The sequence below is a fragment of the Sporosarcina ureae DSM 2281 genome (genome assembly GCF_000425545.1).
Classification (GTDB): Bacteria; Bacillota; Bacilli; order Bacillales_A; family Planococcaceae; genus Sporosarcina; species Sporosarcina ureae.
Genome location: NZ_AUDQ01000001.1, coordinates 309,757 through 330,718, shown reverse-complemented (window position 1 = coordinate 330,718; position 20,962 = coordinate 309,757). Strand labels below are relative to the sequence as shown.

16 protein-coding genes are annotated in these 20,962 nt (G+C 42.0%); 6 read left to right on the top strand and 10 right to left on the bottom strand.

Translation table 11 applies throughout. From position 1 onward, the window contains the following. The first annotated feature begins 137 nt into the window (after positions 1–137). The gene (locus H605_RS0101635) at positions 138–1,307 is read left to right on the top strand and encodes a pyridoxal-phosphate-dependent aminotransferase family protein (protein ID WP_029052591.1); all 1,170 of its coding nucleotides are present in this window, start codon (positions 138–140) and stop codon (positions 1,305–1,307) included. A gap of 1,030 nt (positions 1,308–2,337) precedes the next feature. On the opposite strand, the gene H605_RS17185 is transcribed toward H605_RS0101635, so the two are convergent. Next, complete coding sequence (locus H605_RS17185) at positions 2,338–3,999, bottom strand: N-acetylmuramoyl-L-alanine amidase (RefSeq protein ID WP_051210425.1); 1,662 nt, start codon at positions 3,997–3,999, stop codon at positions 2,338–2,340. Positions 4,000–4,215: 216 nt separating this feature from the next. After that, on the bottom strand, positions 4,216–5,127 hold the full coding sequence (locus tag H605_RS0101625; protein WP_029052590.1) for a C40 family peptidase: 912 nt from the start codon (positions 5,125–5,127) through the stop codon (positions 4,216–4,218). Between the two features lie 292 nt (positions 5,128–5,419). Here H605_RS0101625 and H605_RS0101620 point away from each other — a divergent pair, with 292 nt between their 5' ends. After that, a complete protein-coding gene (locus H605_RS0101620) occupies positions 5,420–6,517 on the top strand; it encodes a glycosyltransferase (protein WP_029052589.1) in 1,098 nt (365 codons plus the stop codon). Then, positions 6,514–7,797, top strand: a complete 1,284-nt coding sequence (murJ, locus tag H605_RS0101615) for a murein biosynthesis integral membrane protein MurJ (protein WP_029052588.1) — start codon at positions 6,514–6,516, stop codon at positions 7,795–7,797. The genes H605_RS0101620 and murJ overlap by 4 nt, the downstream gene beginning before the upstream one ends. A gap of 467 nt (positions 7,798–8,264) precedes the next feature. On the opposite strand, the gene H605_RS18810 is transcribed toward murJ, so the two are convergent. Both H605_RS18810 and H605_RS0101605 read right to left on the bottom strand, forming a co-directional pair. Continuing rightward, the gene (locus H605_RS18810) at positions 8,265–8,456 is read right to left on the bottom strand and encodes a hypothetical protein (protein WP_155979449.1); all 192 of its coding nucleotides are present in this window, start codon (positions 8,454–8,456) and stop codon (positions 8,265–8,267) included. Positions 8,457–8,993: 537 nt separating this feature from the next. Beyond that, positions 8,994–10,586 carry a SulP family inorganic anion transporter gene (locus H605_RS0101605; protein WP_029052586.1) on the bottom strand — a complete coding sequence of 531 codons (1,593 nt, stop codon included), beginning with the start codon at positions 10,584–10,586 and terminating at the stop codon, positions 8,994–8,996. Positions 10,587–10,788: 202 nt separating this feature from the next. Here H605_RS0101605 and H605_RS0101600 point away from each other — a divergent pair, with 202 nt between their 5' ends. Further along, positions 10,789–11,526 (top strand): SDR family NAD(P)-dependent oxidoreductase, encoded by a 738-nt coding sequence (locus tag H605_RS0101600; RefSeq protein WP_029052585.1) that lies wholly within the window; start codon positions 10,789–10,791, stop codon positions 11,524–11,526. A 70-nt stretch (positions 11,527–11,596) separates the two neighbouring features. On the opposite strand, the gene H605_RS17180 is transcribed toward H605_RS0101600, so the two are convergent. The 4 genes from H605_RS17180 to H605_RS19340 all read right to left on the bottom strand — a co-directional run bounded on the left by H605_RS17180 (position 11,597) and on the right by H605_RS19340 (position 14,959). Next, positions 11,597–12,286 carry a C40 family peptidase gene (locus H605_RS17180; protein WP_051210424.1) on the bottom strand — a complete coding sequence of 230 codons (690 nt, stop codon included), beginning with the start codon at positions 12,284–12,286 and terminating at the stop codon, positions 11,597–11,599. A 352-nt stretch (positions 12,287–12,638) separates the two neighbouring features. After that, positions 12,639–14,291: a b(o/a)3-type cytochrome-c oxidase subunit 1 gene (locus H605_RS0101590; protein ID WP_029052584.1), complete on the bottom strand. Its 1,653-nt coding sequence runs from the start codon at positions 14,289–14,291 to the stop codon at positions 12,639–12,641. Positions 14,292–14,294: 3 nt separating this feature from the next. After that, positions 14,295–14,795 (bottom strand): cytochrome c oxidase subunit II, encoded by a 501-nt coding sequence (locus tag H605_RS0101585; RefSeq protein ID WP_029052583.1) that lies wholly within the window; start codon positions 14,793–14,795, stop codon positions 14,295–14,297. A gap of 26 nt (positions 14,796–14,821) precedes the next feature. Further along, the gene (locus H605_RS19340) at positions 14,822–14,959 is read right to left on the bottom strand and encodes a cytochrome c oxidase subunit 2A (protein WP_232321209.1); all 138 of its coding nucleotides are present in this window, start codon (positions 14,957–14,959) and stop codon (positions 14,822–14,824) included. Positions 14,960–15,298: 339 nt separating this feature from the next. On the opposite strand from H605_RS19340, the gene H605_RS0101575 reads away from it, so the two are divergent. Then, a complete protein-coding gene (locus tag H605_RS0101575; RefSeq protein WP_037561358.1) occupies positions 15,299–16,003 on the top strand; it encodes a glucosamine-6-phosphate deaminase in 705 nt (234 codons plus the stop codon). 999 nt (positions 16,004–17,002) lie between these two features. After that, positions 17,003–17,461, top strand: coding sequence for a C40 family peptidase (locus H605_RS0101565; RefSeq protein WP_029052579.1), 459 nt, complete (start codon positions 17,003–17,005; stop codon positions 17,459–17,461). 96 nt (positions 17,462–17,557) lie between these two features. Here the strand turns inward: H605_RS0101565 and H605_RS0101560 are convergent, their stop codons facing one another. Together H605_RS0101560 and secA2 are read right to left on the bottom strand one after the other, a co-directional pair. Further along, entirely contained in the window at positions 17,558–18,466 is a 909-nt protein-coding gene (locus H605_RS0101560; protein WP_029052578.1) for an accessory Sec system S-layer assembly protein, read from the bottom strand. Continuing rightward, positions 18,463–20,826 carry an accessory Sec system translocase SecA2 gene (secA2, locus tag H605_RS0101555; RefSeq protein ID WP_029052577.1) on the bottom strand — a complete coding sequence of 788 codons (2,364 nt, stop codon included), beginning with the start codon at positions 20,824–20,826 and terminating at the stop codon, positions 18,463–18,465. Before secA2 ends, H605_RS0101560 begins: the two co-directional genes overlap by 4 nt. Between the last annotated feature and the right edge of the window lie 136 nt (positions 20,827–20,962).

Here is a 20,962-nt window from a genome sequence, read left to right as displayed (position 1 = left end):
CTTTTAATAGATGAAATGTAGTGTGCAGGGAATTGGATAAAAAATATCCAATTTCCTGCTTTTTATTTTATTTGAAAAATTTAGATAGTTTATATAGTATAAGAGACATGTACTTCATTAAGAGGAGGAATTCAATGATGAGAAATAAAGAAATGTTGTTAATCCCTGGACCCACACCAGTTGTGGATTCAATCTATGATGCAATGGCGAGTGAGACATGGTCACATACGGATCCACGTTTTGTCAAAATCTATAAACATACTATCGATCAGACGAGGGAAATCTTTAATACAGACGGTGAAGTATTTGTAGTAGCTGGTTCAGGAACGATTGGAATGGAAATGGCGATTGTTAATACGATTGCAGAAGGCGAAAAACTTCTCGTTGTCAGCCAAGGATACTTCGGAGATCGCTTCATCAAATTGGGACAAGCATTTGGTATTCAAGTAGATGTATTGCAATCCGAATGGGGGCAGCAAGTATCACCTGAAGAAATTGACAAGAAATTGTCTGAAGGTCATTATAAAGCAGTTACTGTGACACACGCAGATACTTCAACGGGCGTAAGAATTGATTTGGAAGCCGTTGTGCCTGTAATTAAGAAGCACGGTGCTCTTGTCATCGTGGACGGCGTATGTGCAACTACTGCGATGGACGAGGACATGAGTAAAGAATATGGTGGAGCAGGCAATACAGTCGATATCGTCTTGACCGGATCACAGAAAGCCATTGGTGTTCCACCAGGCATTGCGCTCGTAGCGTTCAATCAGAAAGCTTTGGATGCACGTGCCGCTATGGAACGTGTGCAAGCTTACTATTGTGATATTTATAATTGGATTCCGGTCATGCATGATCCTTCAAAATACTTCGCAACGCCTGCAGTAAACTTAGTGTATGCGCTAGAAGAAGGACTACGTATCGTAATGGAAGAGGGACTAGACACTCGTATTCGACGCCATAAAGCATTTGGTCGTGCTGTCAGACAGAGTCTAGCAGTCTATGGAATGAAGGCAATCGCTTCAGAAGAAGTGGCGGCACCGACGCTGAGCTGTATTTTGTATCCTGAAGGTGTTGACGATGGAAAGTTCCGTGCGGCGATGGCAGAGAAGGGGACGGTTCTATCGGGCTCGCTCGCTCATTTAGCAGGAAAGGCGTTCCGTATCGGACATATGGGGAATACTACAGCGGATATGTTGGAAAAGGCCGTTATGCAAATTGGTGAAACGTTGAATGAGATGGGTCATCAAGTAGATATTTCTAAAGCGCAAAATGTTTTTGCGAAAGAAGTTAATCAACTGACTGTATAAAATAAAGATCCGTTATGAGGAGCTTGCTCCTTATAACGGTCTTTTTTGTTTGCTTTTTATTTTGTCTTAGTAAATAAGCGGGGAAGCGAGGAAGTGTGTAGGGCGGTTCGGGTAGTTGTTATTACTAGATTTAGTAATTAAGTTCTATTCGGATTACGTTTTGTTAAGCGTGCGTAAGAATCGGCAATGGGTTGTGGTTCTAGCACGTGCTTTTTCTGTTTCGTGTTTGATCAGGAGGTTGTTGTTTAGCTGGCAATGTAAGTGGTGAGTTCGTTGTCCCCACTACGGCGCTGGTGGATGGCAGTTCATATAGTTGTTTTTAATCGTCGAAGTGCTGTCGGATTACGTTTCTATTTAGCATGCCTAATAATCGTAGTTGGCTTGCGGTTCTTGCACGTGCTTTTCTTTTTCCTGTTCAATTAGAAGGTTGTGGTTTAGCTAGCGATCTAAGTGGCAAATTCATTGTACCCACTTCGGCGCTGGTGGATGGCTCTCGCGATGAGCCACAGACAGGAAAGTGCGCCTGTCTCTGTCTCCTCGCTACGCCTACCACAGCAGGCGCCTTCGTTGCGTCGAGTGTAGGGCAGTTCGTAGACTTCTTTCGCAAGCAATACATACTAGATATCATGATGTAGCTGATATTTTTTACTATTGGAACCACAACGAAAATAACTACCCCTCAGTAGCACAGGCACAACTGCGGGGTAGGCCGTGGCCAGGAGCCAACTGGAGCGAACTTTCGCCAGCTGGCTCCTGGCTGGAGGCAATCCCCCACGTGCCTGTGCGGGTCTAGAAAAACGAACACTCGGAAATTTCAGTCCCCAACAACTAGTCGAGCAACGCCCCAACAAAAAAGTGACAAAGACCCGCAGCCGCATAGTCTTTTCGCCCACCGCGTTTATAGGTAGGGTACTAGACGCAATTCATCATTTCACCATCCTACTTATAATCACAACCTAAAGAATGACCACTCAACCGCATTCATTCCATAAAAAAACCTCCTAGAACATATCTAGGAGGGGAGAAGACATTATTGCTTGCTGTAATACTGATACAGACCTGTATAGATCGCATCAGCATAAATATTCAAATACTTCTCGCTTGTCAACTTTGCATAATCTTGTGAATTAGTAATGAAGCCTAACTCCACAAGAACAGCAGCCACGTTATTATTCTTAATTACATAGAAGCCCTTATTCTTCACGCCACGATCAGACATGTTCGCTTTTTGAACAATGTTACGCTGAATGAATGAAGCTAAATCGCGGCTTTCTGTTGCGTTTACGTTAGAAGAAGAATCATAGAAAACTTCCGTTCCTTTTGCAGCAAAACCTGCTGCGTTTACGTGAATCGATACGAATGCCTCAGCAAAATTCTTCTTAGCGAAATCTGTACGTGCTTGAAGTGTATAATACGTATCGTTGGAACGTGTCATGAGAACTTTAGCGCCAGCATTCTTTAGTTTCGCTTCCACTTTCTTTGAAACGTTCAATGTGATGTTTTTTTCAGATTTACCATTCTTACCTGCACCTGGGTCATGTCCACCGTGTCCAGCATCGACCACGATGATACGATCTTTTAATGGATTACCTGTTTGATTCAAGAATTTCAAATACGTCTTGTGCACATAACCTGTCGTGCTGCCCGTGCGGATCTTAGCCCAGTATCCAGAGATGGAGAGGACTTCTACTTTCTGACCTGATTGAAGCTTACCCACAGTAGAGGCACTGGAATTACCTGCTGAACGTACATTTAAATTATTTACAGTAACTTTACCCATTGTTTTCGCAACAGGCGTTGGTTTTGGTGTAGTGACAGGTGGTTTTGGCGTCGGTTTAACGTCATTTAAATTAGGTGTCGTGAAATATTCATGAATATATCCTTCTACACCATTAATATTTACTTTCAACCAAATGCCTTGATTTCCTATTACTTCTACCACTGTACCGTTAGGCAACACATGGATAATAGCAGAGGACTCGGAAGGTGCGCTACGTACGTTCAATGGATCTGTATCATCACCCGTTGCAACGCGTACATACTTTACACTGGATTGCTGGTCTGGTGTTTTAACAGTTAATGCAAACTGCTTGTCCATCGCACGTGCAACGAATAAGGCAAATTGTTTACGTGTTAACAAATTATTCGGTAAGAATTTCTTGTTGTCACCTTGTGTAATACCTGCATAATACAAGCCATTGATCCGGTCAGCGTATTTATGGTTTTTCACATCATCCATACCTAAAGGTTTTTGGCTCGTTACTTTTTCGGATAAGTTAAACGCTACTGACATCGCATAAGCCATTTCATCCCGTTTAATTTCTTCGTTCGGTTTGAAGTTATTCGCGTCAGTGTTAGGGAAGTATCCTTTTTGAAGTGCGATGTTAGCAAACTTGTATTGTTCGCTAGTTGGCTTCAAACCATTAATCTCCATGTTTTTTAACTGTGTGTTTTGAGTGCCAGTTGCAATAACGAGCATCTTGGCAACATGTGAACGTCGTAAGTTATCTTGAGGGTTGAATTTAGGAGTTTGATTGATAATTCCTTTTTCAGCTATGTAATGAACTTCTTTAAAATATTCACTTTTGGCGGGGACGTCGGAAAACTTGAAGCTTGCAAATGACTGGAGAGGTGCGAGAGCTAAGATGGTTAGCAGCAACAGTCCGACTGTTGCCCATTTAAATTGTTTCATGAGATCCTCCTTAAAATATAATTTATTACTAGACTCATAGGTTCATTTTACCAGTTATGAAAACTAATTACTAGATATTTTCGACATGGTTCGTAATATAGCAATATTATGGTTATGATTCTTCATTACTACTTAAGGAAGCGTGGTACTGAAGAGGGAGAAAGAGCTGAACGCAGAGAAAACCGAATGCTCTAGTTTGAACATTCGGTAAGGTCATCAATTATGGATACGATCGATGAATTTATTTAGTTGGCCAACGGATACTTTGTCTGACAAACCATATGTACCGTCTAGGTAGCCAGTTGTAATTTCATGATAGAATAAGATGTTAATATATTCTGTTGCCCAGTGACCATTCGGAACGTCAGAGAAATTCGCGATTGCAGAACCTCTTAGTTCAAATGCACTTACTAAAACTTTTGCCATTTGAGCGCGAGTTAATTCTTTATTTGGATTAAAGTTACCTGCATCGCCAGAGAAGATATTCGCTTCAGCGACTGCGGATATTGCTTTGTAGTGAGGATTTGATTCATCTACGTCTTTAAATGTTGTGTTAACTGTTGTCATATCAAGGTCTAACTTTTCAGCTAGTACCTGCGCTATTTCACCGCGTGTTGCATAAACAATTTCTTTAACAGGAGCAGACGCAGCAACCTTTTTCTCTTCTTTTGCCACGTTATCAGTGAAGTTCGCTACGCGACGTGCACCGATATAACGGCTCTTCCAGTAGTATGGATCATCCAATGATGATACCATGACACCTTTGCTCACAGAAGCATGGATGAAGTTATTAGATCCTATATAGATGCCAACGTGTGATACGCCGCGACCTGATGTATTGAAGAATACTAAATCTCCAACTTCTAGATTGCTTTTAGAAATGGAAGTGCCGACACCAATTTGTTGACCAGTCGTTCTTGGAATAGAAAGACCTTCTTTATTGAATACGTATTGTGTGAATCCTGAACAATCAAAAGCTGTAGGGGTTGTCCCACCTAAACGATAAGGTGTTCCCATATAATTTTTCGCTGTGTTTACTAATGAAGTTGGTGAGTTTGCGGAAGCAAATTCTGGTACAAATGAAAAGAATAGTAGACTTGCCATGACCAGAGTTAATAGACGTTTCATGCTGTTCTCAAATTCCCCTTTCGCACAATCACTGTTGTGCTTTGTAATCTAGGAATATATTAGCACGGATAAACATAGAAATTATTACATTTATATTACAAGAGAATTACACACTGACACACGAATGAAATGTTAGTATAAATAACTAATAGTATTTATATTAATCTAAATAGATAAAATAGTCAGTAAATGGTTATTGCGACTTTATATCCGCGTGGTATGTGGTATAATCATTCAACATATAAAAAAGCATAGTAGTTTATGACAGTACGTAATAAAGGATGAGTTATAAGTGCCTAAAGTAGTAGTGTTTAGTAATATGTATCCTTCCACTGAGCATCCAACCTATGGAATCTTTGTGAAAAACCAAGTGGAACAAGTAAAAAATGAGGGTGTAGACGTTAAAGTTATCGCCATTCATGATCCGGGTAAAGGTAAAATCGGAAAAATAACCAAATATCTATCATGGGGAATTCAATCCCTTCTATATGTCTTACAACATAAAAAGAAAATCAGCATCACACATGCGCATTATGCGTTTCCGACTGGACTCGTGTCGTTGCTCGTAAAGAAATTATGGAAGATACCGTACGTTGTGACAGTGCATGGTGGAGATCTAGATAAAATGGCTAAGAAAAGTCCGCGAATCACACAACTCACTAAACGTATTTTACAAGAATCTTCAGTAGTGATTACAGTCGGGGAGAAGTTGCGAAATGATGTCATCCATGACTATGGTATAGCCCCTGGTAAAGTAGAAGTTATGAGTATGGGGGTCGATACGGGTATTTTCAAACCAATGGGCCAGGAAGAAGTTCGGCTTTTATTGGACGTGCCTTTAAATGAACGTGTCCTACTCTTTGTAGGAAACGTCATTGAAGCAAAAGGCGTTATAGAATTGACTGATGCATTTGAACAGTTACAAGAGACGCATGACGATCTTCTTCTATATATAGTAGGTTCACAAAAGGACCAGCGTTTTGCGGCAGAAGTGAAAGGGAAAGTCGCTAACAATACGGGCATACGCTTTAAAGAACCCGTAAGCCAGACTGAACTGGCGAAATGGATGTCGGCAGCGGATATTCTCGTTCTTCCTTCTTATCATGAAGGTTTCGGCTTAGTAGCACTCGAAGCGCTCGCATCAGGAGCCAAAGTCGTAGCGACCAATGTTGGAGGTCTTCCTTATTTATTGAAAGATGATGTCGGGACCCTAGTTGAGCCACGTAATGCGCAAGCTTTAGCTGATGGACTCGAGGAAGCGCTTGCGAATGAAGTGACAAGAGAGCAGCATGAAGTGACGCAACAAGTGATTCAGCAACATTCTTCAATAGTAATCGTCAAAAGGTTGAACGATATCTATGAGCAGAATGGAAAGGGATCTTCCAAATGAGTAAATTATTCAAGATCATTGGTACTGTTGCCATCATTAATATTGTAGCAAGATTGTTTGGCTTCGGGCGCGAAGTCGTAATCGGCATACAATACGGTACCTCAACAGTAGCGGATGCCATCGCAACAGCGTATACGATACCGAACTTTATTTATCTAGTGCTCGGCGGTGCGTTGACGACTGCCTTTATATCGATCTACCATTCTTCGAATATGGATAGACCATTATTTGTGCGCAAGGCATTCACGACAGTTGTCATAACTGCCACGCTCGTTACATTAGTAATTATCGCATTGACGAATCCGATTCTACATCTATTCTTTAAAGAATTAAGTGATGAAGACTACACATTAGTAAGAAACCTCTTCCTTTGGATGATGCCTTCTTCTATTGTTTTGGTCATGTCGACATGGATGAGCGGATTATTGAACATTAATGATCGCTTTCAGTTATCGAGCCTCGCGATCTTGTTGTATAACGCAGCATTTGTTGGAGTGGGCTTTGCACTAACGAAATGGCTTGGACCTGAATCATACGGTGTCGGTGCGATGGTCAGTGCGATCCTAATGGGACTCTTCCTATATTGGGGGATCAAACGTGCAGATCTCTCCTCACTGAAACCCTCATTTGGCATGCCGACGGATATAAAGAGAATGTGGTGGTTGGCACTTCCTATTTTATTCGGTGGTGCATCCTTGCAGTTCTACTTCGTTATTCACCGAATTGCAGCGGGGGGATTAGGGGAAGGTGCGATTTCTTCTATCAACTACGCCTCGAAACTAACAGGCTTTCCACAAGCTATTCTCATGACAGCCGTTACGACAGTGATCTATCCAATGCTCGCGAAGAAAGAAGGCGAAGGGGATACGAATACGGTCAAGGCGCTCTACAAGAAAGGTATGCTCTACATGGTCGCGTTACTATTACCCGCGACGGTGTTCTGCTACTTCCTAGCTGAGCCACTAATCCGTTTGGTATTCGGTTATGGGAACTTCGATGAGAAGTCCATTATGCTGACGGTGCCGGTGTTTAAAGTATTCGCTCTGTCAATGTTCTTCCTGGCGGCAAATACATATGTCACTCGTTTTTATTATGCGAAAGGTAATTCGATTACGCCAATCATTTTTAGTTTGATCAGCGTGTTTGGAATTAATATCGGTATTATTTATGCGTTTGTTGATCAGATTGGTGCGCAGGCCATAGCGTACGGTACGGTGATCAGTGCCGCAGTGAACTTCCTATTACTATCGGGGTATGCTCGATTTAAATGGAAGTTGTAATGATAGTAAAAAGCTTCCGCTCAGTTAATTGAGTGGAAGCTTTTTTGTGGTTTTAAGTGACGGCGTGGGGGAATTGTTACTTAAAACCAATTAGGGACTAAGTGATTTTGGGATTACATTTCTATTAAGCTTGCGAAATTAGCAGCGTTAGGTTGTGGTTCTCGCAAGTGCTTTTCTTTGTCCTGTTTAATCAGGAGGTTGTGGTTTAGCTGGCAATATAAGTGGCAAGTCCTTTGCCTCCACTACGGCGCTGGTAGATGGCTTTCGCGATGAACCACAGACAGGAAAGTGCGCCTGTCTCTGTCTATCGCTACGCCTACCAAAGCAGTCGCCTTCGTTGGATTGGGTGTAGGGCAGTTCGTCTAGTTGTTTTAATCGTCGAAGTGCTTTTGTATTCCGTTTCTATTTAGCATGCCTAATAAGCGGCGTTAGGTTGTGGTTCTTGCACGTGCTTTTTCTGTTCCTGTTTAATCAGGAGGTTGTGGTTTAGCTGGCAATGTAAGTGGCAAGTTCATTGTCTCCACTTCGGCGCTGGTGGATGGCTTTCGCGATGAACCACAGACAGGAAAGTGCGCCTGTCTCTGTCTCATCGCTACGCCTACCACAGCAGGCGCCTTCGTTACATCATGTGTAAGGCAGTTCATATACATCTTTTTCAATTGTACAAAAGTAGTATCACAAGTCGCTGCTCTTCTTCCATTGAGAACCACAACCAAAATAAATACCACTCAGTAGCGCAGGCACAACTGCGGGGTAGGCCGTGGCCATGAGACAACTGGCGGCACTTTGCCAGCTGGCTCCTGGCTGTAGGCAATCCCCCACGTGCCTGTGCGGGTCCAGAAAGCAGAAACGCACTAACTTCAGTTCCCAACAACCAGTCGAGCAACGCCCTCAACAAAAAGTCACAAAGACCCGCAGCCGCATAGTCTCTTCCGCCAAACGCGTTTGTTAGTCGGGTACTGTACGCTATCTCTTGCTTTGCTTTACCGCTTAAAACCACAACCAAAATTAATACCGCTCAGTAGCGCAGGCACAACTGCGGGGTAGGCCGTGGCCAGGAGACAACTGGCGGTACTTTGCCAGCTGGCTCCTGGCTGTAGGCAATCCCCCACGTGCCTGTGCGGGTCCAGAAAGCAGACTCACACTAACTTCAGTCCCCAACAACCAGTCGAGCAACGCCCCAATCATCCCTTCACTCACAGCACAAAGAAATTATCCTCACCGATCTTGTCATACAAACCACTACGTTTGAACAAGCTCACTTTCTCAGGAGGCACTTTTTTAAAGATGAGTCGCTTGTTTTGGCGACCTGCTTCGTCGAGCATGGCAGAAAGGGCCGCTTCGCCTGTTGCATCTATAGCTGTTAGATTTTTCATGTCTAAAATGATCGTTTTCTGTTCAAGATTTAATAGTTCAGGATACCGATCTTCAAAGTACTTCGCCGTACCGAAGAACAAAGGACCGGAGATTTTGAACTTGACTAGCTCGAATTCATTTTCTGGAGACAACTTGAACTTCTCGACGTCGGTCAATTTACTCTTTTTAATATGTAAAGAGCCACTCATCTTGCGTAAGAACGACAGGGCAGCGAGTAAGATTCCGACTTCGACTGCGATCGTTAGATTCACGAATATCGTCAACAGGAACGTTGTCAGTAACACAAGTGAATCCCCAGAGCGTAACGAAGCGATCTGAGCAAAGGCTTTCCGTGAACTCATATTCCACGCAACGAACATAAGAATCGGCGCCATTGCGGCTAACGGTATATAGGAAGCGTAAGGTGCGAATAGTAATAAGAACGCTAATACAAATAAACTTTGCACGACGCCGGATATCGGACTGACTGCTCCTGAGCCGATATTTGTGGCGGTACGGGCGATGGCACCTGTTGCTGGGATTCCACCGAATAACGGTGTAACGATATTCGCAATCCCTTGCCCGAATAATTCTTTCTTGGAATCATGTTTCGGTACTTTACTTTTCATTCCATCTGCAACGACCGCGGATAGTAAAGATTCGATTGCACCGAGTGCGGCAATGATTAAAGCGGGTTGCCATAGGTTTACCAGTTTGGCGAGTGTGATCTCTGGAAAATGAAAACTAGGAAAATGTTGCGGAATACCACCGTATGCTGTGCCGATCGTTTCCACTTTACCTGGGAAAAACAAAATCGAGCAAATAGTAGGAACTAACAGTGCAATAAGTAACAATGGAACCTTTGGAGCGATTTTAGGCAAAAGGAAGATGACGACTAAGCCGATTGCGGCAGTCAAAATACTAAATGTGTTGACGGTATGAAAATGACGGGCGATTTCCATCATACTTTCATGGAAAAACTCTTTTTTCTCCACTCCTGTCAATCCAAAAAAGTTTTGAAATTGTCCAGTGAAAATAATGACAGCTATCCCAGCGGTAAACCCTATCGTCACTGATCGGGGGACGAAATGAATGAGATTACTGACACCGAGAAAGCTCATGATGACGAGGAGGATACCAGCGAGAAATCCAGCGATCAGAAGGTCTTCATAACCGTATTGCAGCACAATAGCCAGTAATATAGGAATGAATGCGCCAGTAGGTCCCGCAATTTGGTAACGTGAACCACCTAGCAAGGCGACTAAAAGACCTGCGATGATCGTCGTATACAGTCCGTATTCGGGTTTCACACCGGAAGCAATTGCAAAAGCCATCCCAAGCGGAATGGCTACAATTCCAACAGTAATCCCTGCAATTAAATCCTGCCGGAAACCCGCTGCATTATAATGAAGATAACGTTGATCTTTGAACATAACTGTTCACTTCTCCCATTTATAGAGTATATATACATCTCTTATTATATCGTATGCATATGGTCTATACAAGGTATGTATAAAGTGAGAGGTGTAGAAACGTACAGTATTCGATACAGATTATGTCAAACAGAATAATTGAACTGCATATAGTTTAGTGTTAAAGTATATTACAGTAATAACAATAAAGGAGAGATATACTATGAGCAGATTACAAGATAAAGTAGCATTCATTACAGGTGGAGCATCGGGTATGGGTGAGATGATGGTAAAGCAATTCACGGCAGAAGGTGCAAAAGTAATTGCAGCGGATATCAATACAGCGGCACTTGAAGAAAAGTGGGGCGGGCAGGACAATATCTTCACGATCAAATTAAATGTAACTGAAGATGCAGAGTGGGAAGACGCAATGAAAAAAGCGGTTGATCACTTTGGTAAAGTTGATATTCTTGTGAATAATGCGGGTATCTCAACGGAAAAAACTGTGGATCAAATCACAATTGAAGATTGGCGCAGACTTTCAGATATCAATAGCTTCGGTACATTCCTTGGTATGAAGCATGCTTCAAAATATATGAAAGAAGCGAAAAAAGGTGCAATCGTCAATATTTCATCTTATACTGCTTTGATTGGTATGGGCTTGAATCCTTACTCTGCTTCAAAAGGTGCAGTACGTGCGATCTCTAAAGCCGCAGCGGCGGAATATGGACATGCAGGAATCCGTGTGAACACAGTATTCCCAGGCGTGATCCAGACGCCAATGGTTGCAAATCTTGAAGAGTCGAAAGCTCAACTTGATATATTGAAGAAAATGACGCCACTACAACGTTTGGGTCAGCCGGAAGATGTAGGGAATGCCGTACTCTTCTTAGCATCAGATGAAGCATCGTATATTACAGGCGCAGAGCTTGTCATTGATGGTGGATATTCTGCACGATAATCAAAACAATAAATAAAACGGGTTGTCCTACAAGTCATGATGACTTACAGGACAACCCATTTTTCATTAATTATTTTACATCTACAAAGCGCTTGAAGCCCATAAAATGTGAGTTCCAATATGAAGAATCTAGTGAAGCTATTTCGATTGCTTTCGTTCCTGCATGAATAAACTTATTGTCTCCGAGATAAATACCGATATGCGAGATGCCCGGACGATATGTATTTTCAAAGAATAATAAATCTCCTACTACCGGATTTTTTATGAACAGTGAACGGTTATAGAAACCGATTGTATCCAATCGAGGAACTTTAACACCTGCTTGGTTGAATGCGTAGTAAATGAATCCACTGCAATCAAATCCTGATGGTGTCACGCCTGCCCATACATAAGGAGTACCTAGTAATGGCTGTGTGATGTCTACTAATTTTTTACCTAGAGCCTGGCTAGTAGCAGCAACAGTTGGCTGTACCACTGGCTTGCTTGATGATAATGTACCAAATGAGTTAGTAGAAGAGACAGCTTTTGAAGAGTTCGCTTTATTTTCTACTATTAGTTTCTGTTTAACTTTGATAGTATTAGAAGTAAGAGAATTCAGACGTTTCAGTTCAGTTACCGTAATCTTGTACTGAGTGGAAATTTTGTAAAGAGTTTCTCCTGCTTGCACGACATGTGTTTTGGTTGCAGCTGCAACACTGCCAACTGAGATGCTGGTTGCAAGCATAAGAGAAGCAACCGTGGCTAGGGCAATTTTCTTCATTTCGACGTATCTCCTTTTAGTATGGTAGATTTGGTACTTTATACTACTGAGTGTTAACCAATAATTAAACCTATGAACCTATCATACAATACACTATTGGATATTAAATGTATATTTAGACTTATTTTAAGTAAATAGTTTACTAGTTAATTAGATTTATAATATATAAAAGCACTACAGATTTCATTTTTATTATAAGTTGTTGATGCTAAAGAACTACTGCATGTAGCAAGTCACTATGTATCTTATAGGTAGTTGTCATACGCTATGTTCATTATCGTAACCAAGTTATAAAAAAAGCCCCTGAAAAATCCGAGGTCATAATCGGGATTCTTCATGGGCTTTTTGTTGTTTAAGAACGTCCAATTGGCCAGTCGAATGGAATGGACCCAGGAGGGGAGTGTTTAATGATATCGATCATCGGTATTGTATACGCGAATAGAATCAATGCGATCGTAATACCAATCCACAAATACCAGTTCTCCAAGATTTTCGGTGATTTCTCAGCATCTACTTCTTCTTCAGCGATTGGATATTCTTCATAACCGCGTGGAGCGAAGAATGCCAATTGAATGAAGATATAAAACATCAAGAGGATACCGATGAATAGAATCGTGCCACCGATAGCTTGCCATATTTGATAGCTAATCCAAGTAGACACTTGATCGCCACCTGCGTACTTGGAGAATGCTGAACGACGTGGTCCACCAATCAAACCTTGAATGTGCATTGAAGTAGACATAATCGTCATTCCGATTGCCCAGATGAATGTCTGAATGATTCCCAATTTATTCAATCTAGGAGTCAACCGGCGACCCGTCAAGTGAGGAATCAACCAATAGGCAATACCGAAAAACGTTAAAATCACTGTTGTTGCAACTGTTAAATGGAAGTGACCTGTAATCCAAATCGTGTTGTGGACAAGAGAGTTTACTTGGTGAGAAGCGTTAATAATACCGCCTGCCCCACCCGGAATGAACGCTGCCATACCAACGAATGGTGCTAAGAAGCGAACATCTTTCCAAGGAAGCTTTTTAAACCAACCGAATAGAGAGTTATAGCCTTTTCTTCTGCCTGTGATTTCAAATGTAGCGAATAAAGAGAACGCAGTCATCAATGAAGGGATGACTACCATGAACGTTAAGACTACTTGAATGAACTTCCAAGTCGGATCAATACCTGGTTCGGTCAATTGGTGATGGAATCCAACGGGAATCGAGAACATCAACAATAGAATGAATGCCAGTCTTGCTAACGAATCACTGAATAGTTTTCCACCGATGATTTTCGGGATGATGGCATACCAAGCCATGTAAGCAGGTAACAACCAGAAATATACGAGCGGGTGACCGAAATACCAGAATAATGTACGTGTTAATAATACGTTGACTGTGGCGACGTAACCAAGTGACCAAGGCAAGATCAATACGATGACCGAATACGCTACACCAAGTGTTGCGACGAACCACATAATCATATTAATGACTACCATGAATGCTAGTAAAGGAGACTTATCACCTTTATGGGCTTTCTTCCATACATATAGTTGACGGAAGTTAGTGAATGCAGCAATCCAGCTACCTACAATTACTAATGTCAGGCCGATGTAGAAAATAGGATGCGCGCGAAGTGGGGTATAGAATGTATACAATACAGACGCTTCGCCTGTTAAAATCATCCATGCGGATAATACTGTACCCACCAACATGACCCAGAATGAAATCCAGCCCCACATTAATTGTTTATCTGAAATTCCGACTGTTTTCCCCATAAGAGAAAATTGGAAACCGACGATGAAAAACGTAGTCAATACTAAACCGAGTATCACACCGTGCGTTGTTAAGATCGTGTAGTAATCAATGTTGAATGGTAACGTGTATTTACCGGAACGTACTAATGTCTGAAGCAGTCCCATCAATCCACCGACTAAAAGGGAGATGAATGTGACATGCATAAAGGCCATATACAGTCTGGATTCTTTTTTGGAGAAATTAAATATTTCCATGAGTTAGTACACCTCCACTGTGCCGAACATCAAATGGTGACCGATGCCGCAATATTCGTTACAGACTACTGTGAATTCGCCGTCGTTTTTCATAACTGATTCGAAGCGACTGATATGTCCAGGCTCGACCATCATGTTGACATTTGTGCCTGCCACTTGGAATCCGTGGACGACGTCTTTACTCGTTACTTGGAAAAGGACTGTGGAACCTTTTGGAACGCGAATCGTCTTAGTAGCGGTTCCGTCTTCTTCTTTGCCGAAGTCATAGTTGAAAGCGGAAGCGACAATATTGACAACGTATTTCCCGTCAGCCACTTCTGTTAGACCAAGATTGTCAGGTTGGAATGATTCATTCGCTTCGACGTTTTGTGGATCAATTGTTTCGATGTGACTTTGTGGGTGTGTTCCTTTCCAGAACGCTGCAAAGCCGATAATGAGTAAGAATAAAACCAATGATGCTAAACCGAACACAAGCCATACTTTTTCATACTTATGCAAATGCATAATGTTTCCTCCTCTACTGCTTATTATTATCTAGATAAGAATAATCCGTAAGCGCCGAACCACATGACAAGAATGGCGATCCCGACGATCATCACCATGATCAAAGTACCTTTTAAATTCGTCTCTTCTTTTGGTTGATTTGTAGAAGATATCTTCTTGCTCAATACGGCCACCTCCTTGTCTGGATAGAATTCATACTTTCATCATAGTCCTGCTAGGGGAATAAAGAATTAGGGAAATCCCTATGAATAGTAGATAAAGAGTATTGTTCACAATATGTTCAATCACTTTACATGCTTTTGTCATACACATCTCGCTGTAATTATGATTCAGACTAGTATGAAGGTACTGTCTGAATAGCTCGTCAGATGCACATGGAAATTCTAGCGTAACAGTGAGTAGAGTAAGGAATACTAAGTGAGAAAACATGTATTCAATGTTGACCGTATGTTTAATTAAAATTATAATATAATAAGGTAAAACCTAGGAAGCTGGTGTATGAAATGGAAAATGTGAAATGGATTGTAGTGAAAAATCCTGAAGAAGGCGCGAAGGAAGTATTTAATCTGATTTCTGAAGAACTTCAACATAATAGATTGCATGTACTTGGATTAGCTACAGGCAGCACGATGATTCCGATATATAATGAATGGACTAATTCGTCTCTAGATTTTTCAAACATTACAGCATTCAATTTAGATGAATATGTCGGTATTGATGCTGACAACCCGAATAGCTATGCATACTTTATGAATCAACATCTATTCAGCAAAAAGCCATTTAAAGAAACGTATATTCCAAACGGTATGGCTGAAGATTTAGATAAAGAGTGTAAAGAATACGAGGATCAATTGAATTCTCACCCGTTAGATATTCAACTTCTTGGGGTGGGAGAGAATGGTCATATCGCTTTCAACGAACCAGGAACATCATTCGACTCCGTCACACATGTTGCGACACTGACAGACTCTACATTGGGGGTTAATAGTCAGTATTTCGAAAACGATGATAAGATTCCGAATATCGCATTGACCATGGGAATCTCTTCTATCATAAAGTCGAAGAAGTTAATCATGGTTGCATTTGGTGAGAAGAAGCGTGCAGCGATGGAGAAGTTAAAAGCTGGAGAGGTAACGGCAGAGTGGCCGATTACCAAGTTATTGCATCATGAAGATGTAATTGTCATCACAGATCTACAGCTTGATTGAGTAGAATAGAGTAAGATGAGGGGCTATCCTGGAAGTGCAAGTTGACTTCCGGGATAGCCTTTTTGTGTGAAGTAGTTTTGATTGGTGCGGTTGTTGGCATCAATTCGGTGCTATGGTAGCAGTCTTCATTGGGTGTAGGGCCGTTCGTATGCTTCTTTTTCAAAAGCCGAAAATCAGTATCACCAAGTCGCAGATCTTCTTCCTATTAGAACCACAACCAAAATAAATACCACTCAGCAGCGCAGGCACAACTGCGGGGTAGGCCGTGGCCAGGAGACAAATGGCACGAACTTTTGCCAGCTGGCTCCTGGCTGTAGGCAATCCCCCACGTGCCTGCGCGGGTCCAAAAAGCGAACACTCACTAACTTCGGTGCCCAACAACCAGTCGAGTAACGTACCCAACAAAGAGTGACAAAGACCCGCATCCGCCTAGTCTTTCCGCCATCCGCGTTTCTAGGTTGGGTACTGAACGCACTTTATCATGTTGCTATCCTACTTAAAACCACAACCAAAATAAATACCACTTAGTAGCGCAGGCACAACTGCGGGGTAGGCCGTGGCCAGGAGACAACTGGCGCGAACTTTCGCCAGCTGGCTCCTGGCTGTAGGCAATCCCCCACGTGCCTGCGCGGGTCCAGAAAACGAACACTCGCTAACTCCAGTACCCAACAGCCGGTCGAGCCACGCCCCAACAAAGAGTAACAAAGACCCGCAGCCGCCTAGTCTTTCCACCAACCGCGTTTCTAGGTTGGATACTGTATACAACTCCTAGCGCCTTAACACCATACAAAGCAAAGTAATCGTCGCAGTATACAATTAACTGAACATCTCCATTTGTCAATTTAAGACACAAATATTTCGAAGTGTAATATATTATTTAATATTGAAACACTCTTGTTACATTACTGTAATAATTCAATAGTTTGGTAAATGATAAGATAAATAGACATAAACAGACAAGCAAACTAGTAAAAATACATACTATCATCGGAGGAACTTATGAATCTATTTCAAAAGATCATTTCAGTCTTAGCACTTTCCACACTTCTGATCGTCTCACCATTTGCAGGACAAGCAGACGCAGCTGGCAAAACAACAAATATCACTAAAACAGCTACTAGCTTAACGGGTATCAAATATCGCTATGGCGGTACGACAAGAGCAGGATTTGATTGTTCAGGTTATGTTGGTTATGTATTCAAGAAAAATGGTTTGAAAGTAGCAAGAACTTCTCGTGCAATGTATGCATCCGGGCGCGCTGTTAAGAAATCAAGCCTTCGCAATGGCGATCTAGTATTCTTTAACACAACAGGACGCGGTGTTTCTCACGTTGGAATCTATGTTGGAAACGGCAAGTTTGCACATGCTTCTACATCAAAGGGTGTGCGTGTAGACAAAGTAAATGACTCGTATTGGGGTAAGCGTTATATAGGTGCCAAGCGTGTTGCAGGTATTTAATAGAAGAGACATCGATCTTCCTTAAGTGGAAGATCGATTTTTTGTGAAAAAATACCGGATAGGAGAGGGGGATGCCCCAATCTTATCCGGTGAGTATTAATTCGTTGCGTCTTGTGGAACGCGGATTGTCCAACGAGAGAAATCCGGTTCATCTTTCTTTACTAATTCCTTAGGATAGATGAATGTCCAAGGAGTCGTGCTGTTTGCTTTTACGGAAAGTGGAGGATTCAGGTCGAATGTTCCTCGAGCTACCAATTCTCCTGTTGCATCTATCAATTCAAGCGGCAACTTTTCGATGTTGATTTGTTTAGAGTGACCGTTACGAACAAATACAGACGCTGCGATAGTTTGGTCATCTTGTGATTGGATTTGGAAACCAGCGATATTCACTTCGCGTGGCTTCAATTTCGGAAGATCGCTTACAATGTTAGCCAACGCTTCCTTTTGCTCGGCAGGGAGTTGCTCTTCCCATGTAGGTGCAAGTTCCAATTGATGCGGCATCATCGAGTGAACGTTGAATGCGAGCTTCCAGTTCGTTGCAGGAATTTCTTCTGCCAATTGATCTTTCTTTTCAAAAACAAATACCCATGGACGTGCACTGCGCGCTGGGATTTCACCTAACTCGTTCAAATCAAACTCTGCAGATGCTGCGGTATTGCCTTCTTCATCAAGTAATAATAACTCAATTTCGCCTACAGTGATCGCTTGATCAAGTGAAGAGCGGAAGAATGCTTTGACTAACCAGCTACCGTTTGCAGGTTCCAAATCAATATCGATACCTGATAGGGAAATTTGATTGGGTTTTAATGGCTCAAGTTCATTTGCTAGGAAACGGAAAACATATTCCTGCTCTTGTGTTAGACTCCATTGCTCATGAAGAGATAGTTCTGTTTCGATATCTTCATCGCCTAAGCCTGCTTGGCCGTTTTCTAAAATTTCTTCGGATTCAACTGTACTGTCCAATCCCGTTTTATCGGTTTTTTTGAATAAATTGAAGAGTTTCATTGGGAAACCTCCTGTTGTGTATTGAGTTGCTTCATGAATGCGATAATTTCGGACGCAATATCCCGGCGCAGGCGTTGATAGTGCTTGGCGAATAACTGCAAGCCTTCACGCTGGTAAATACGCATAGGATCTTCTTGTCCGTATGAACGCAATCCAATTCCTTCTTTTAGGCGAGTCATTACTTCTAAATGCTTAACCCACATCGTGTCAATATAGCTCAACATGACTTGTGGTAACAGTTGACTCACTTGTTCATTATCAGTGAAAGTGTCGATAAATGCAAACAACTCTGCCATTTCTTCATCGTACTCTTTCATTATATCTGTGGTTCTATCTAATGAATGGGGGAGCTTAACTGGCGTCAGTAATAGCGCGTTCATAGTCCGTTCAATACGCTCGAAATCCCAGTTGTCGGCGATTTCATTATCAGGGCAGCTATCTAGAACAACGAACTCAACCGTTTCTGACAACATGGTCTTAAGTTTTTCGAAAATATCCTTGCCTTCTAGTACGCGGTTACGTAAGGAATAAATGACTTCACGTTGATCATTGATGACATCATCTAATTTTAGGTTATATTCACGCATAGAGAAGTGTGCGCCTTCAACGATACGTTGTGTACGTTCCGTCAGTTCATGTACTTCAGGATTGAGTACTTTACCATTGTCATCAGTACGGACTTTCGTCAAGAATTTCTCGAGTTCTTCTGGAGAGAAGCGCATGTACATTTCATCTTCTAAAGAAAGATAGAATTGACTTTCACCATGGTCTCCTTGACGCCCAGAACGCCCCCGTAACTGATTATCAACACGGCGACTTTCATGTTTTTCTGTACCTAATACAAATAGTCCTCCGTTTTCCTCCACGCCTTCACCAAGAACGATATCTGTTCCGCGTCCTGCCATATTAGTAGCAACAGTAATATTGCCTGCTTGTCCAGACTCGGAAATCAATGAAACTTCCTGCTCCACACTTTTCGCATTCAATAGATGGAACTTCAATCCTTCATCACGTAAATACTTGGCGACCGCTTCGGATTGAAGAATGGATGTTGTACCAACCAATACTGGTTGCCCTTTCGCATGACGAGCGGCTACTTCTTTTGCTACTGCTTTATACTTTTCTTCTGTCGTTCTGAAAACAAAATCTGGTGCATCGATACGTGCACGTGGACGGTTCGTTGGGATTTGAATTACTTCCATATTATAAACTTCACGGAATTCCTTATCTTGGGTTTTCGCAGTACCTGTCATTCCGCAAAGCTTTGGATACATGCGGAAGTAGTTCTGAATGGTAATTTGAGCTTGTGCTTTATTTTCGTCTGTAATATCGACGCCTTCTTTAGCTTCAATTGCCTGGTGAAGACCATCTGATAATGTTCTACCTTCCATAATTCGGCCGGTGAACATATCTACCAATTCAATTTTTCCGTCGCGGACGATGTAATCGACATCACGCTTGAAGATGACGAAGGCACGGACAGCTTGGATAACGTAGTGATAGAGTGTTTGGTGATCTAAATCATATAAATTGTCGATACCGAATGCTTTCTCGACTTTTTCGATTCCTTGTTCCGTGAGGGAAGTGGCCTTTGTTGCTTCGTCAAAGTCAAAATCCTCTTCGACTTTAAAGCGTTTGGCTAGGCGGGCTGCGATATGGTGAAGGTCCGCATCAGCTTGCGTTTTGCCTGCTACAATTAATGGTGTCTTCGCTTCGTCGATCAAGACACTGTCGACTTCATCGATAATAGCGAAATGATAAGGCCGCTGCACTTTTTGAGAAGTGTGCTGCACCATATTATCCCGTAAATAGTCGAAGCCGAATTCTGTACCTACACCGTACGTAATATCTGCTTCGTAAGCGGCTTGTTTAGCTGGTCCTTGCATCATGGGCACATTCAATCCGACAGTCAATCCAAGGAAACGATGAATTTGACCGATTTGATCAAAGTCCCGTTTTGCCAGATAATCATTGACTGTAATGACGTGAACGCCTTTACCTTCAAGTGCGCGTACATATGAAGGTAGAGAAGCAACAAGTGTTTTACCTTCACCAGTCGGCATCTCAGCAATATTGCCTTCCGTTAATACAGCACCACCGATTAGTTGCACATCAAAATGGCGCATACCGAGAACCCGTTTAGATGCTTCACGCACAACTGCGAATGCATCCGGCATAATGGTTTCGACGGTTGCGCCGTCTGCTAACTGTTGTTTGAATTGATCTGTCATTCCAGAAAGACCCTCATCAGACATAGCGATATATTTAGGTTCCAGTGAATTAATCTGCTCCACAATTTTGCGGTATTTACGCAACTGACGTTCACTCGTTCCAGTTCTACGTTTAAAGATTTTCAACATGAATTAGACGCTCCTTTATAAATCTCTATCTATAATGAGAGATTCCTATCTATTTTACCAAAAGGGTGGACAAAAGACTATCTATATATTGAAAGAGAAGAACGATAGATGTATCACGACTGATCACATGTAAAAT